The following is a 16,726-nucleotide window of genomic DNA, read 5'->3' as shown; positions in this document are numbered from 1 at the left end:
AATATGGTTAGCAGTTGCTAACAACCACTAACCATTACTAAGTATAGTTAGCACGTGCTAACTTGTCAAGTATAATTGCATATTTATTTAAAGTTTTTTCTTCTTAACAAAATTGCACCACCAACACCTGAAATTGCCAATACTAAAACAATGATAAAAATGATTATTCCAGTATTTGATTCTGCCTCTGCTGCAGCTGGTACAACCTCTGGAGAAATATCAACAACTGTATCTTTTGCATCCTCTTCTGATTCAGCCCCTTCTGAAACAGCATCCTCCGCAGATTCATCATCTTCATTTTCAAGTAGTGATTCTGTTTTTACCACTGACTCTGAATTTCCATTATTCTGTAACTTAACATTAGATTTTGCTGTAATCTTTTTTCCTGCCATAGGCACCTGTACTTCTGGAATAAGAGCTGTATTGTTATTTCCAAGCTCTGCAATTTTAGTTGTAGAGCTTACCGCTGACGATGTTCTATTTGATGTATCTGAAGAGCTTTCTGATGATTTTTCAGTTGAGCTATTTATAGTATCAGATTGCTTGTTATCCTCTTTCTTTATTTCTTTGGCTGTTAGTACTGCAATACCGTTCTTTACACCCCAGTTCTTAAGGCCTGCTGCACCCCTGTTGTAGTAAATACTCATAATACCACCAAGCTCGTTATCAGCAGTCTCAAGTTCGCTGACTACATTCTTTACATTCTCATTAAGCAAGGCAGCAAAGTCTTTTGAACCAATTTCTTCTTTTGGCTTCCCAAAAGTAACATCTTTACTGCTTCCCGTACCATCTGCGCCAGTGTAAACAGCTTTAATCTCGCTACCATTTTCGATAATTTTTGCATCCTGATTGAAGTAGCAATTTCTATCATAGGCTATGTTGGCAATTCTGCCGTCCATAATACCAATATCTACTGTTGGGCGATTTGAAGTAACATTTCCCATAGCGTAACAGTTGTACTGAAATGCTCCAGCCATTCCTGTAAATCCACCGATGTGAACCTTGTTGTTTGTATTTGCATTACCATATACATCACCAAGAGCATAACAATTTAATACGTTTATACGATTTGTTACTGAGAACATTCCACCAGCATAAACATCACCTTCTTCGGTAATTGCTCTGATACTTACATCTGTATAGCAATTGGTAACCTCGCCTCTAAGCATACTTGCTGCCAGACCTGCACCACGAGATGCAATATCATCTGCTTTTACAGAAATCTTACCTGTCACAGAACAGTTATCTATGAAGACACCATTCTGGCCAGTACCTACAAGACCTGCTGTGTATGTGTCATAAGAAACCTCATTGTTGATATAAATATCACGAAGGTTAATATTCTTTAATTCAACCTTTAAAGTATCATCACCATATGTAAGATTTGTCTCGTAATCTCCACCTGTAAATCCAAACATTGCAGCGGTGTACTGGCTTGCTGGATTGCTTCTTGTTCCAATTGTTAAACCTGTAATTGTGTAACCATCTCCATCGTAGTTTCCTCTGAAAGGATAAGCTGAATACAATATAGGATCACCCTTAATCTTTGCTTTAATTGCAAATCCTATTGGAAGCCATTCTTTATCAGAAAGCTTTATATCTGCTGTCTGCTTAAAGTATTTGCCCTCCCATGTTTCATCAGCATTAATTGCCTCAGCTAGATATCGAAGCTGTTTTTCATTTGAAATTAGATAAGGACTTTCTTTTGTGCCGTTACCTCCTGCAAACTGTTTTTCATCTCCTGGGCCATAACCTGTTCTATCTCCATAGATAGCCTTATCCTTAGCACGTGCAAGAGCCTTCTCATAGTTTTCAGAATCAGATTTACTTCCAGAAATTATACTTTCTGAAACAAGCTCATTATTTTTTACTGTAATTTTTACAGTAACCTTTCCAGCATTATCTCTTCCATACCAGTCTCCATCTCCCATAACAATAGGAGTAACTGGTACCTTCTCCTCTTCTGGCTGAAGGTATATCGTATTTACGAATTCATCTGAAAGAGTAACTATATTGTTTTCTAATTTCCACTTTCTAAAGCAATCATTCATCAAACCATATTTTGAGAAATCAATTCCAAAGGTCTCAAAATTTGAATTAAGCTTTTCTACCAATTTGCTATATGTTTCAGATGTGAAACTCTCAAGGCTTCCTACTACACCACCTTCGTATGCCACTCCTTCTTCATTTACACCACCAACTGTTTTAGTACCGTAAGGCTGAACCTGTGCTTCTTTTCGACCTGCAATTTTCATTGTCTTTTCGATATCGAAATAACTCTGATATGCTTTACCGATACCCGTTACCCAGCCAGTAATTGCTCCTGTGTAAATACTATAATGCTCTGATTCTGTATCACCTCTACCATAACAGTTAACCAAATCTCCGGCATTTACACCCACGATAGCACCTACCGCTGACATACCTTCTATCTCATTTTCAATATCACGAGCCATACTTCCAAAATATGTTCCAGTAGAGTAACAGTTCGCCACAAGACCTCTGTTTGTCATACCTGCGATTCCACCAACTGAAGCAATTGATTCTCCATACTCTACCTTTGAACGTAAACTTACATCTGTATGACAATTGATGATTGCACCCTTATACTGTCTGGCTGCTATACCACCTACATAAGCATTCTTTTCAGCAGTTGTTGATTCAATAGTTCCCTGCACGGAACAGTTATCAATAACTGCGCCCTTATAAGAAACACTGTCACTAAGTCCCTGCATATACCCTACAATTCCACCTACAAAAGAGGCATCTTCACGATATGCGTAAATTGCAACATTTGTAAGATGTAAATTCTTAACAACAGCGTCTACACCAATATTTCCAAAGAGTCCAAGAGCATTTGAAAAATCGTCCACATTCTTACTAAGTCTTCTTGGATTTGACTTTGTTCCTTCTCTCAAACCATTAATAGTATGTCCCTTACCATCAAAAGTTCCATTAAAAGCATACTGACTACCACCAACTGGCTCCCAGTTATCTATTCCGGAAATATCAATATCCGACATAAGTTCCACATACTTATTGTCATATAAAACAGATTCTTCTAAAGATCCTGCAAATGCTACAAGCTGCTCTACATTTGAAATCTGATAAGGATTCTCTTTTGAACCATCTCCTGCTTCAAAGATTGATGAATCTACATCCTTATTTTTCCACTCATCACCTATAGTGTTAGTAGTACCATCTGTCTTTATGGTCATTTTAGAAACAACATTTTCTGTAGTTCCCATAGCAGTACCAACGATTCCACCTGCATTAACACTTGTATCACCTTTTGCGCTAATAGTTCCTGCTGAAGTGGAATCAATTATTTTTGAGTTCATCTTGGTAAGACCTGCGATTCCACCAATATCTGCCATCACCCCATCATTGAGTTCTGCAATGATATCTACATCAGAATAGCAACTCTTTACCTCTGACTTAACCATCATGTTACCGGCTATTCCACCCACAGAAATAGCCGTTGAGTCAGACTTTACATTAATCTTTCCACTTACCTGACAGTTTGAAATTATAGCTGTTCTCTTTAAATCTCCAGTAATAATACCTGCATTCAAGCCATAGTCTGGTGTGGCCGTGATTGATGCGTTCATTACCTTAAGATTCTTTACCACAGCACCTGCCTTCAAAGCTGTGAAAAGACCTTCGTCAGATACATTTTCACTATTAATTGTCATGTTATAAATTGAGTAATTATTTCCATCGAAGGTTCCGGCAAAAATATCAAAACCATCAGATGTTCCTATAGAATTGAAGTTCTGTGAAGACGATAAAGTTATATCATTTGTAAGACTTACATACTCACCTGCATATGAATTTCCTTCATCAACGTTCTTGGCAAAAAGCTCTAACTGCTTCACATTGCTAATAAGATAAGGATTTTCTTCTGTTCCTTCACCCTTGATAGTATCATCAGAGTCTGTTGGGTTCTCTGGGTTTTCTGGATTCTCCGGATCCTCTGGAGTACCTGGATTTTCTGGTTCCTCCGGCTCTTCAGGATTGCTCTTTTTCTCAGCCTGTGAAAAAGCATCCTTTACTGCAGCCTTTATGGCATTAGAACTAATAGTAGCTCCGCTGATTCCGTCTATTTCATCAATCTCCGAAAAGGTTGGCTGTTTTTCGTTTATTGTAGTAAATAAAGCTGTAGCCTTAGCCCATAGCCCTGGGGTTTCCTGCTGTGAAACTTCAGATGCTTCTACCACCTTTCCATCCTTTAATGTGACTGAAACGGATACATCTCCATTCTTGCCAGTTGCGACACCAGTGTAGGTGCCATCTTCGTAAGAAATTATTTCTTCCGCTGAAACGACGACATTTGCGGAAAATGAAGACACAAGTAAAGCAGCTGCCAAGGCACCTGCTTTTACTTGCTTACATAATCCCTTATTTTTCATACATGCTCTCCTTTTGGTTTTATATTTCTGATTAGAGTTATGCACATCTAACCGCTAATTCAAAAGAATAACACAAGTTAGTTAAATCTACAATAAGTTTTTTATGCCAATTTCCACCCATCAGTGACCATCTGCTTATTAAGCATATGAGCATACACTCCCTTGGTTCCGTGAAGCTGCTCAGGTGAGCCCTGCTCTGCCACGATACCATCTTTCAGAACAACAATCTTGTCTGCACCATCTACTGTACGCATACGATGGGCAATAACAAGAACTGTCTTGTTCTGAATCAAAGCTGAAAGCGCCTCCTGAATAAGGGATTCATTGTCAACATCAAGGGACGCTGTAGCCTCATCCATAAGAATAATTGGTGCATCCTTAAGGAATGCTCTGGCAATGGAAATACGCTGACGCTCACCACCTGATAACTCTGAACCATTCTCACCAATCAATGTGTTATAGCCATCAGGTAACTTCTCCACGAACTCATCACAGTGGGCAAGCTTTGCTGCTGCCATAACCTGCTCATCTGTTGCATCCTTGTTACCAATTCTGATGTTCTCCAAAACTGAGTTATTGAAAAGAGTTACATCCTGGAAAACGATAGAATACATTGATAAAAGTGTTTCTGGATCAATCTTTGATACATCCATTCCGCCAACAGTAATCTTTCCACTGTCGATGTCCCAGAATCTTGCAGCAAGTCTTGACACTGTAGTCTTGCCACCACCTGATGGTCCAATAAGTGCTGTTACTTCACCCTGCTTTGCCACAAAGCTTACATCACGAAGAACAGCCTCGCCCTCCTCGTAGGAGAACTTAACGTTCTTAAACTCAATATCATATCCGTCATTAGATAACTGCGAAATGCCTGTCTGTTCTGGATGTGAAAGGATTTCATCCATTCTTTCACACTGAGTATCTGTTGCGATAAGTGCTGCAAAATTCTGTAATGAAATCTGAAGTGGTTCATACATTCTTGACACTACAAGAAGGTACATGAAAAACGTAATTACGTTAATCTCTCCCTTTATAAGAAGTGATGATCCAACAACCGCTACAGTTCCTATTCCAAATTTTAGAATCATCTGCGCATTACATACGAATGCTGCATTAGCAAACTCGGATACAATGTTGTGAGTCTCCACAGCCTTAATCTTTTTTGTAAGTCCAACCATGTATGCTTCCTGTGCATTGTATGCTCTTAAATCTCTGACAGTCTCCAAAGCTTCCTGAATTCCATCAAGGCATGCAACTTTATATCTGCTTCCTTTTCTGTTAAGCTTGTGCATCATTGTTCTGGAATAGAAAACTATGAAGAATGAAATTGGTACTACCCACACTGCTGCAAGAGCCATTCTCCAGTCAAAGAAGAATAAGCTGATTACGATAATGACAGTAGATATCATGGCGCCAACCAATTCTGGAAGCCAGTGAGATGAAGCCGTCTCAATAATTGCACAATCCATCATGATTGTGTTAGTCAGGTCTGCTAAATCCTTTTTCCCAAAGAAGGAAAGTGGAATTCTTCTAAGCTTTTCAGCAAGGCTTCGTCTTCTAACGCCACTTTCTATATATGTAGAATAGAAGGTTGCACCGTACTGGTAATACTGAGATATAAATACTGCTGCAAGGCAAATCAGAATTCCTACAATGTAAAACACAGGTCTTTCAGCAGGAGATTTTCCACTTAACAAATCAGATGAAAATGAAAACAAAACTCCTACTGGTAGCATCTGGGCAAGATTTCCAATTGTACAAGCCACAAATGCTGTTACCATATCCTTTGCACCTTTTTCAGAAAGGGCATATTTGTGTTGTAACTTTTCTTCTAATCTCATGCTCCCTTACCTACCTTCCAATTGATTGACTTGTTATACTCTGACCACATGTGGTTGTAAATTCCAGCTTCTTTTATAAGACTTTCATGTGTACCGCTTTCTACAATTTTTCCACCAGAGAGAACGCAAATTTTATCTGCATCCACAACAGTTGAAAGTCTGTGAGCAATCATAATCACCGTCTTGTCCTTAGAAAGATTTGCAAAAGCCTGCTGCACCTTTGCCTCATTATCTGGATCCGCAAATGCGGTAGCCTCATCTAAAATAAGAATTGGTGCGTTCTTTAAAAATGCTCTTGCAATGGAAAGTCGTTGTGCTTCTCCTCCGGAAACATACACACCTTCTGTTCCAATCATTGTGTTAACTCCCTCTGGGAATTTTTCAATGATATCCATACACTGGGCATCCTTTAGTGCCTGCACAACCTGCTCATTAGTAGCATTAGGATTCCCCATTCTGACATTTTCCAAAATAGACATTTTCAAAAGCTTACTATCTTGGAAAACGTAGGATACATTTTGCATCAAGTCTGGTGTAGCAATATCCTTTACATCCACGCCCCCGATTTTGATAGAACCGCTTTTCACATCCCAGAATCTTGCAATAAGTGAAGCAAGTGTTGTCTTTCCACCACCAGATGGTCCTACGAATGCGATGTGCTCACCAGGATTAATTGAAAGACTAATTCCGTCAATGGCATTTCCCTTTTTATCATCATAGGAGAAATTAACATTATCAAGAACTATGCCTGCATCCTTAGGTGTCTGTGGATTGCTAGCCTCAGGAAGGGGCTCGACAGCAAGAATAGAATCCATTCTGTTTAATGCATCCATTACAATCATCTCGCTCTCACCTGAGTAAGCCACCTTCATAAGTGTGACTGTAAGGATTGGTGTGATGATAATATAGAAAAGGATGTTAAATATAAACGTATTTGCGATACCCTCTCCACCAAAGATAAAGACACAGGCAACAAGTGCTGCAAAAACTGCATTTGCCAAGGTTACAAAAGCAGTCATAGGAATTCTTACCGCTGTGGTATAACCAACTGTCCATGCCTCATATTTATCAATGGCTTCTTTGAAACGCTTGAAAGAAAATACTGTCTGTCCAAAGGTCTTAACAACAGGAATACCTCTTACATACTCTACTGCCTCTGATGTCATCTCTCCTAATGCATCCTGATATTCTGCCATAGCCTTTTTCATCTTATCGCCCATCATAAAGCCCATTGATAAAAATGCTAGCAGTGCAGGAATGAGACAAATTAATCCAATTCTCCAATCAAAATAAACCAGCATAAAGATTAGCCCCACTGGAGTAACATAGCTTACTGCTTTATCTGGAAGTGAGTGAGCCAAAAATGTTTCTGTAGCAGCGCTTGAATCTGCCACAATCTTTCTAATCTTTCCACTTCCCTCCGACTCAATGTATCCCATAGGAAGCTTCATGATATGTTCCATCATTGCAACTCTCATATTTACCTGAACTCTAAAGGCAGCAATATGAGAGCACATCAAAGCCGCTATGTATACCAACATGGAAAGGAGGGACATCCCAACTGCGGTCCAGCCATATGCCTTGATGTGAACTGCCTGTGAAAAATCAGATCTCACCTCAATTACCTCTCTGATAATTGCCCATATGTAGTAGAATGGCGCCAACGCTAAAAGTGCTGATATAGCTGCCAATATCCATGAGGCAATGGTAAGATACTTGTGGTTCTTCGCATATACGAATAATTGTTTTATTACCCCTTTGCTGTCTTGCTGTTTCATTGTTTTTCTCCTTATATTCTTTTTATTAAGAGATGCTGCTCATCTCCCACATTCTTGAATATTTTCCAGCCTTTTCAATAAGCTTTTCATGAGTGCCAAATTCGGAAATACCTTTGTTGTCAATTAGGAAAATCTGATTGGCATTTCTTACAGTCTTTAATCTATGTGCAATAACAATCAGCGTCTTTCCTGTTACCAATTCGTTAATCGCCTCCTGAATTGCCTTTTCGTTATCTGCATCAACCGAGGCCGTTGCCTCATCCAAAATAACAATTGGTGAATCCTTTAAAAGACATCTGGCAATAGATATACGCTGTCTTTCTCCCCCTGAAAGTGTTGCACCTCCTTCTCCTAAAACAGTGTCAAAGCCATTTGGTAATTTTTCAATAAACTCCAAACATCTTGCCTTTTTCGCCGCCTCATAAACCTCTTCCTTTGATGCTGTTGGTCGTCCAATAGCAATGTTGTTATAAACAGTATCCTGGAACAGATAAACTCTCTGGAAAACTATACTGATATGATTCATCAAATCAGATATAGGCACATTTCTGATATCCACACCTCGAATTTTTATGCTGCCAGACTTTACATCCCACAATCTTGCAAGAAGACTGGCTATAGTAGATTTGCCACCACCTGATGGGCCAACTAAAGCTATCATCTCATCCTTCTTCACAGAGAATGATACGTTCTCGATTACATCTTTTTCGTCATAAGCAAATGTGACATTATCATATTCAATCTCGTTGCCATCATATTTATCAGGAATTACTTTTGTGCCATCATCAGCCATTTCAAGCTCATCAAAAATAGCATCAATTCTATCTAAGGCTGCGTCGGTAATTGTTATTCTGGCAATCTGCGCATAGAAAGATTTCATGGCAATAAGCACATCAAACATAAACATGATAATACCTAGAAGATATACTCCTGTAAGACTGCCCTGAAGATATAAATAGCTGGCCAATCCTAATATTGCAGTGGTACCAATTCCATATGTCAAAGCACAAGACAAATCCCATGGTGCATAATCAAATTCAAATTTTATATTCTCTTCACAGCTCTTATCAAAACTTAATGAAAGATCTTTTGATTTTTCTCCAAGCATGTTATATGACTTGATGATTCCAATTCCCTCAGCAAAATCAATTACTGCTTTTGCCTGCGCCTCCGCACATTCCTGTCTAACTACGGAATGATCCAGCGTATTTCTCAACATCCTTCTACCGATAAAAATGTGGAGCGCAACAAAGATAACTGTCAGTATTCCAATCCTGTAATCAAGATAAAACATCATGGCTGTCATAACTGCCTGGGATACCAAAAAGGCTACAAGCTCTCCCATAACTGTCATACAGTTTTCTTCGATGAAACACATATCGGTTGCTAGAACAGAACTAATCTTTCCGATATTTCCTTCAGTGAAATATCCCATTGGAAGCTTTCTTAAATGTTCGCCCAGCTCCAAACGTTTATCCGCAAATACCATATATCCAGCTGCAGATTGTAAGACGTTTGTGATATGTTCAAATAAAGCCTGAAGTAAAACACATGCTAGTATTGCACCTCCAAGCATATAGCACTTTCTTACATCCATTATTCCTTCCATGAAGAAATCAATAGTTATGAAGCAGATAAACATTGGCAATCGCATCAGGATACCTTTTATTATGGATGTTAAATATGACCATCGAATTCGAGTTTTGTATTTACCAGTGGATTCAATGAGTCTATGCATTATCTCTATCATGCGATACCTCCAATCTTCCATGAGCTAGCAGATACAGATGCCTCCCAAAGTTTTGTATATTCAGGACAGCTCTCTATCAGTTTTTCATGCTTGTCAGCTGCAATGCATCTGCCCTCCTTCATAACACAAATCTTATCTGCATTTTTAATGGTAGATAATCTATGAGCTATTACTAAAACGGTCTTATCTTTAATTATTTCAGCAATTGCTGCATTCATTTTCTCCTCGTTTTCAGGATCCATAAATGCAGTTGCTTCATCTAAAACAATAATTGGTGCATCCTTTAAAATCGCTCTGGCAAGAGCAATGCGCTGGCGCTCACCACCTGAAAGCAACTTTCCAGAATCACCAGCCTGTGAATCGAGTCCGTTAGGAAGCTTTTCAATAAAGTCCGTGCACTGTGCCCTTCTGGCTGCATCTTCAACCTGGGCCCTTGTAGCTTTAGGATTTCCAATGAGAATATTTTCATAAAGACTTGTGTTAAACAGGAACTGCTCCTGGGCCACATAGGCCACTTGATTATTAAGCTCTTCCAGTGATATATCTGTAATATCCTGATTTCCAATTCTTATTGAACCGCCATCAAGGTCATAATAATGAACCAAAAGCTTTGCCAAAGTAGATTTTCCACTTCCAGATTCTCCTACAAGCGCTGTAGTAGTGCCTTGTTTTAGTGAAAGACTAACACCATGGATTACCTCATCGTCACCATAACCGAAGCTCACATCACAGTATTCCACATCAAGATTTTTGCCCCTGAACTTGTTATTATTGCTCTTCAAAGGCTCATGACTAAGAAGCTTTTCAAGCTCATCAATCTTGTAATTTAGCTCTGGGAACTTTCCACCAAGAGTCATAGCTTTTATAATCGACGGGCCAACTGCAAAGGACATACATAAAACAAGAATGAATTTATCAAGGGTAAGTGTTCCATGAAGAATCATCAGTGAACCTACTGGCATGATAAACATAAAAATACATGGGAAAATACTCATGTAAAGCGCCATCCATGGCCAACATTCCTTATACCAATCGAGAGTAAAATCTCTATATGAAAGTACCTTATCTTTGAAGTTCATATATGATTCGCCATCTCTGTTAAAGACTTTTATAACCTCCATTCCGTTTACATACTCGATGATATTGTTATTCATGTCGGCAGCGGATTTATAATACAAATCCATTTTTGCCATACCTCTTTTCATCATCATACCCATCGAAAGGATCCCCAATATAATTGGCACAAATGTAAGCAATGCCAATCTCCAATCAAAAACAAACATTAAAACAAGGATTAACATTGGGATGAAAATATTTGCTATACCCTCTGGTATAGCATGAGCCAAAAGAATTTCAATTAGCTCAATGTCATCATTAAAGACTTTCTTAATTCGACCTGTTCCAATATCCTCTATATTTCCAAGCGGCTGATTTTCAAGTTTCCCCTGAAGGGCGACTCTAATATTTTTTAATACGTGGTAGGCACTATAATGCGAAAAGCAAAGTCCTTTGTTATAGAGATATGCATACAAAATTTCACATACCAAAATGCCTAAAACTCTTGGCGCGATATAATCAACTGTGAGCACTTCATGTCGGCTAAGGGGTCCTAACAGCTGATATAGGATAAAATATGGTAACACGCTGGCCAACACACCGAAGCCTGCTAAAACTGCAGCTATTATGGTGTATTTTTTGTATCCACCAATATATGGTGCTACTTTTTTGAACATTATTTTTTCTCCTCTCGGCTATGCCATAGCAATATCTTTTTTCTCTAAATGCTTTCTTAGGATTACGTATCCCAGATAAACACCAGCTACCGATAACGCAAATACGATAATTGTTGATACCAATCCCATTACTCCAGAAGTGTACTTTATCATTTCATCCATCGCTTCAGGGGTTTGCCCTCTTGAAATCCATTCTTCTCTGTAACTATCAAGGAAGAACCAGGATGGAATTATGGCTCCCCAAGCCTGTCCAACATGAAATATTCCTGATGCTAAGGCAACCTTAAACACTGGTTGGTTGTTATCCTTTGATGCAATAAAATCTGCTATCAAAGCTCCCACCATGGAAGTCACTACCCATGGTAGATATCCTGCTCCCATGATGGAAAACAGAACCATACAAATTGCCTGCATCAACATGAACTGACCAAACTTTCCAATCTTTCTGCTAATGAAAAAGAAAATAGAGCCTGTTAAAAGTGCGCATATTCCGCAGCTAATAGAATGACCAAATGGACCAAGTGGTGCTATGATAACCATTGATAACATGTAAAAAACCATGTACAGTGCAGATAGCAAAGCTATCATTATTACGTCTTTAATCTTCAACTTTTTCATTACATCTTTCCTCCTGCATATGCTTAAAAATATTATTTAAATCAGATAAAGAATCCTCTGTCAGAACAAAATCTTTCTTTATGGTTCCTTCATCCAAAAATACTACCCTGTCTGCAACATGTCTTATGAATTCATAATCATGAGATATCACAAGTACTCCTGCATTTATTTTTAACTTCAGTATTTCTTTCACCACGCTGTGCATAGAATACACATCAAGTCCACTTGTAGGTTCATCAAATATAATTAACGTTTTCTCGCATAGAGTCGCCATTGCTATCTGTAATCTTTGCTTCTGTCCGCCGCTTAAATCAAATGGATGTTTATGTCTGTATGGAAGCAAGCCTAGATTATCAAGACAATTTTTTATGCTCTCTATGTCATTTTTCACAAGTGTTAGTTCATTAATTACTGAGGTTCCAAAAAGCTGGTAGTCAGGATCCTGCATAATAAAAAATGGCAACTCATCAGTATCAACAGTTCCTGATGTTGGCCTGTATGTTTTACACAGTAGCTTTGCAAGAGTAGTCTTACCTGCACCATTTGGTCCTACAAGAACAGTCACCTCGCCTTTGTGAAGCTCAAGATTTATATCCTCCAAGATATTTTTAAAGCTAACATTTTTCATGCTAGCAACAACACTTTCATAATCAATTCTTTTCCTGAAAGGTATATCAAGTGAAAAAATATTAAAGCTTCTTGTGTCATATCCACTACTTTTGAATTCATCTTCCGAATCATATAGCTTTAACTTACCTTTATCTAAAAATAGAACTTTATCTATAATTCCGTTAAGATAGAAGAATCTGTGGTCTGCCACAATTATCGTATATCCGTTATTTCTCATCTCCTTGATAATCTTGCCTAGGAGCATTGCGTTACCATAATCCAGATTTGCTGATGGCTCATCAAACAACAGGATTTTTTGATTCATGGATACCGCTGATGATAAAGCTATCATTTGACGTTCGCCACTGGAAAGAGTATAGATGTTTCTATTCATAAGCTGGTGTATGCCAAAAGTTCCCTGTAATTCTTCTAAACGTTTTTGCATATCAGCTTTTTTATACCCATAATTTTCCATTGGAAATACAAGCTCTGCAGTGGTGTTCTCAGTAAAGAACTGTGATCTTGGATTTTGAAAAACCGAACCTATTATTTTGTTTATCTGATGCATCTTTAATTCTGAATAACTGTCTCCATTAATTGATAGTTCTCCTGAAAGTTCACCTTCTGTAACAGTTGGAATTAAACCATTCAGACACTTTAATAATGTTGATTTTCCACAACCACTATTTCCTGTTAGTAGAATTACATCACCTTCGTTTATTGAAAAATTAATATCAGAAATACCTTCCGAACTTTCCTCGTAATTAAAGGTTAAATTATTTGCTACAAGTACATTCTTTTCCATAAAAATCCTCCAGCTAGTCCAGTCACAAATACTAGTAGCACCGCAGCATCAGACACTCTGATTCGTTCCTCATAGTAAGAGGTACGTTTCACAGGAACATCTATCCCCTTCACAAATCCTGCCGCGGTAACCTCCTCTGCGAGAGCTGCGCACCTGAACAGCTGAGGTACAATAAAATATTGAAAACTCTTTATCGGATGCTTCCATGTAAAACTGATTCCTCTTAGACGCATGGACTCTAATATATAACTGAATTCTCTTTTAAAAGTGGGGATATATTTAAGTGTGATTGTGACAGCAATTACCAGCACTCTTGGGATATGGATTGTTTCTAACGCCGATAACAGCTGTGCAGAATTATATTTACGAACTAAAATAGATGCCAAAGCAAGACATGGAACTGATTGTACTAAAACTATAAGAAATAGCCCTATAAACTGAAGCTTCTCATTATTTACCGTCATATAATATATGCCCATCATTCCAAAATAAACTATGAAGAGGACCGCCAGACTCTTAAACCTACCCATGAGAATTAAAAGCATACTGGCAAAAACAAAAAGAAAAGCTTGCAGATATTTTCCACTTATAAATATATACATGGATGGCGCTATAATATTTATTAGAATTAAAACTATTGGATTTAACCTCAATGACTTCATAACTAACATACTCCTCATATTAGATAAGCCTATCTTCTGTTAGTCCATACTAACCTTTCAGATAGAATCTACCCCATAAATTCGAGTTTGTCAACAAGAATTATGTTATAAAACGATTTTTGTCATTCAAAAAGGACGCCCTCATAAGGAGGACGTCCTGATAAAAAAGCGTTATTCTACGCTCTTTAGAGCATCTGTCATTGGTATTCTTTTGATTCTGCGCATATCAAGCAGTACTACTATCAAATAAGAGACTATAACCATAATTACCATCTTAAGATAGTCCTTTGGTCCTGAATAGAATTTAAACCATCCATTCATCTCATACATAATGATTTTCCAGAATTCACTAATAACAAAAGTACTAAGATTTGCTGTAATGGCTGCAAATATCACAACCATAATTGTTGTAAGTCGGATGAATACACTGTTAATTTCTCCAGAAGTGTAACCTAATACCTTTAGCATGGAGATTGAGACTGTATTCTTTTCTATGATGATTTTTGTAAGCAATAGTATCAAAAGTACCGCTATGGCCATACATGCGTATGAGAAATAATCCATGTATCCACCCATGGAATGATCAAGCTGTCTTACCATCTTTAAAATATCATCCACGGTAACTTCTGTAAGAATGTTATTCTCATCTAAATCATCCAGCTTTTTCTCAGACATGAAACCTGTAAAATGGTCATCATCATAGTCAAAGATCTCATTAAACTTGTCATTTGGCATAAAGATTGCCACTATTCCAGGCTGATTGTAGATTCCCTTAATTGTAAAATCATAGGTGTCGCTGGTGTAGTGTTCCTTTAAGGTAATCTTCTGTCCCTCCTGAAGAGAGAACTTATCAGCAAAAGGTTCAGACACCCATACCTCATACTTATCAGCCTTATAAGGAAGATTAAAATATTTGCTGTTATTCGTATATCCGTATGCTGTTACTTCCTCATCAACATGCACTCCATCTATTGTAAGAAGAATTCGGGAGCTGTATTCTTCGGCAGATTTCTCATCAGTTGTAATCTTATTTCCATCTGCATCCACAGATTTTTTAAGAATATACTGATGGTCAGCAATCATATAATCAATGGCGTTGTTCTGATAGTTCTTTAGTGTGGCTGGCAGACCCACTGCAAAGCTAAGAGAAATCATTACAAACCAAATTCCAATAAACAGGGTGAAATAGCCTGTCACATTCTGCATTAAAATTCTAAGTCTAAAGCGATTTAAAAAGCTCCAACGTGGCAAACGAATAGCCTTTTTTCTTTTTGATTTACTCAAATCTCTTCTTAAGAACTGTAATGGCGAATACTGAAGCTTTCCAGAAATAACCACAAAGTTTATCACTATTACAAGTAATACCGGATATACGGTAGTCTTGATAAATGCATCAGAATTCCACAGTGTCTCATAAGTAGGCAGACTATAGGAATTGTAATACATGTTTACAACTACGTTTTTAAAGTAAGAATATCCCAAAACATTACCGATAAGAGCTGCAAGCAAAGTTACTATTATAGGAACTGTCACGTAATGTCTTAAAAGCTCTCCCTTTGTGTAGCCCGAAGCTCTTAAGGTTCCGATTACCGATGCTTCATTTACGATAGTATTACTTACCGCAATGGCAAAAATAAATGCGATAACTGCTATAAGGATAATAAGTAAAACTTCTCCCATTATCTTATCTTTTCCAATATCATCCAGGGAGAAATGAATGGCCTCATTAAGATATTCAGGGAGATATCCTGTAACCTCATTTAGGTGCTCGAAATCAGGATTATCCTCGTCTCCTCCAGTAGCAGCAAGCTTATAAAGTCGCTCAACGATATCATCGGATTTTAATTTCTTATCCTCGGTATCCTTTGGCTTGTCATTATACGTAAATGCGTATTGATAAACTGTAGCGCCTTTAATGCTGTCAAAACCTTCCTGAGTTACAACAGCCACGTCAAAGGTTATGGCATTGAACATAATCTCGCTATTATCCTCGTATAATGCACTGTAATCAGAAAAGGCTACCAGACCAGTAATCTTCATATTGTTTCCATCAACTCTGATGTAATCACCAATCTTTACACCAACATTTTCAGCGTGCATTCTGTCTATAGCAATCTCATCCTTAGCTTTTGGAAATTCACCTTTCATAAGGCAAATCTTATTTACCTGTTCTCTGTTTACAAAAACTCTGATGTCAGATTTCTCTGCGTTTTTCTTATTTGGGATGCGTTCACTTACCTGCTTATAATACTGCTTATAAGTGGTAATACCCTCGTCTTCAATGGCATCGATAAGCTTGTCTGTAGCCTCGTCCCTTAAGTTAAAATATCCATCTGCGATATTGTATTTCTCAAAGGATTCCTTACCTGCTGTCTCCATACTATTGTTAGCCACAAACAGACCGCAAACGAATCCTATGGTGATTACCATAATTCCAAATAGGGCAAAGTATTTTTTCCATTCTCCAAGTAGCTCTCTTGGAATTCTTCTAATAAGTGGTGATCTCATATTATCACCC

The 16,726-nt window shown here is 38.0% G+C and carries 9 protein-coding genes; all 9 read right to left on the bottom strand.

Translation table 11 applies throughout. From position 1 onward, the window contains the following. Positions 1-83: 83 nt before the first annotated feature. Positions 84-4,412, bottom strand: a complete 4,329-nt coding sequence (locus G592_RS0110255; RefSeq protein WP_028247744.1) for an FMN-binding protein — start codon at positions 4,410-4,412, stop codon at positions 84-86. A gap of 101 nt (positions 4,413-4,513) precedes the next feature. After that, a complete protein-coding gene (locus G592_RS0110250) occupies positions 4,514-6,253 on the bottom strand; it encodes an ABC transporter ATP-binding protein (protein ID WP_028247743.1) in 1,740 nt (579 codons plus the stop codon). Continuing rightward, positions 6,250-8,031, bottom strand: a complete 1,782-nt coding sequence (locus G592_RS0110245) for an ABC transporter ATP-binding protein (RefSeq protein WP_028247742.1) — start codon at positions 8,029-8,031, stop codon at positions 6,250-6,252. The genes G592_RS0110250 and G592_RS0110245 overlap by 4 nt, the downstream gene beginning before the upstream one ends. A gap of 25 nt (positions 8,032-8,056) precedes the next feature. Further along, the gene (locus G592_RS0110240; protein WP_028247741.1) at positions 8,057-9,781 is read right to left on the bottom strand and encodes an ABC transporter ATP-binding protein; all 1,725 of its coding nucleotides are present in this window, start codon (positions 9,779-9,781) and stop codon (positions 8,057-8,059) included. Continuing rightward, complete coding sequence (locus G592_RS0110235) at positions 9,778-11,514, bottom strand: ABC transporter ATP-binding protein (protein ID WP_028247740.1); 1,737 nt, start codon at positions 11,512-11,514, stop codon at positions 9,778-9,780. The genes G592_RS0110240 and G592_RS0110235 overlap by 4 nt, the downstream gene beginning before the upstream one ends. 18 nt (positions 11,515-11,532) lie before the next feature. Then, positions 11,533-12,132: an MptD family putative ECF transporter S component gene (locus G592_RS16250; RefSeq protein WP_081660394.1), complete on the bottom strand. Its 600-nt coding sequence runs from the start codon at positions 12,130-12,132 to the stop codon at positions 11,533-11,535. Beyond that, a complete protein-coding gene (locus G592_RS0110225) occupies positions 12,113-13,546 on the bottom strand; it encodes an ABC transporter ATP-binding protein (protein ID WP_028247738.1) in 1,434 nt (477 codons plus the stop codon). The genes G592_RS16250 and G592_RS0110225 overlap by 20 nt, the downstream gene beginning before the upstream one ends. Beyond that, positions 13,525-14,208 carry an energy-coupling factor transporter transmembrane component T family protein gene (locus G592_RS0110220; RefSeq protein WP_028247737.1) on the bottom strand — a complete coding sequence of 228 codons (684 nt, stop codon included), beginning with the start codon at positions 14,206-14,208 and terminating at the stop codon, positions 13,525-13,527. The genes G592_RS0110225 and G592_RS0110220 overlap by 22 nt, the downstream gene beginning before the upstream one ends. A gap of 171 nt (positions 14,209-14,379) precedes the next feature. Next, positions 14,380-16,716 (bottom strand): ABC transporter permease, encoded by a 2,337-nt coding sequence (locus G592_RS0110215; RefSeq protein ID WP_028247736.1) that lies wholly within the window; start codon positions 16,714-16,716, stop codon positions 14,380-14,382. Between the last annotated feature and the right edge of the window lie 10 nt (positions 16,717-16,726).

The organism is Pseudobutyrivibrio ruminis CF1b (assembly GCF_000424005.1).
Lineage (GTDB): Bacteria > Bacillota > Clostridia > Lachnospirales > Lachnospiraceae > Pseudobutyrivibrio > Pseudobutyrivibrio ruminis_C.
This window is presented reverse-complemented; position numbering and strand designations above follow the sequence as displayed.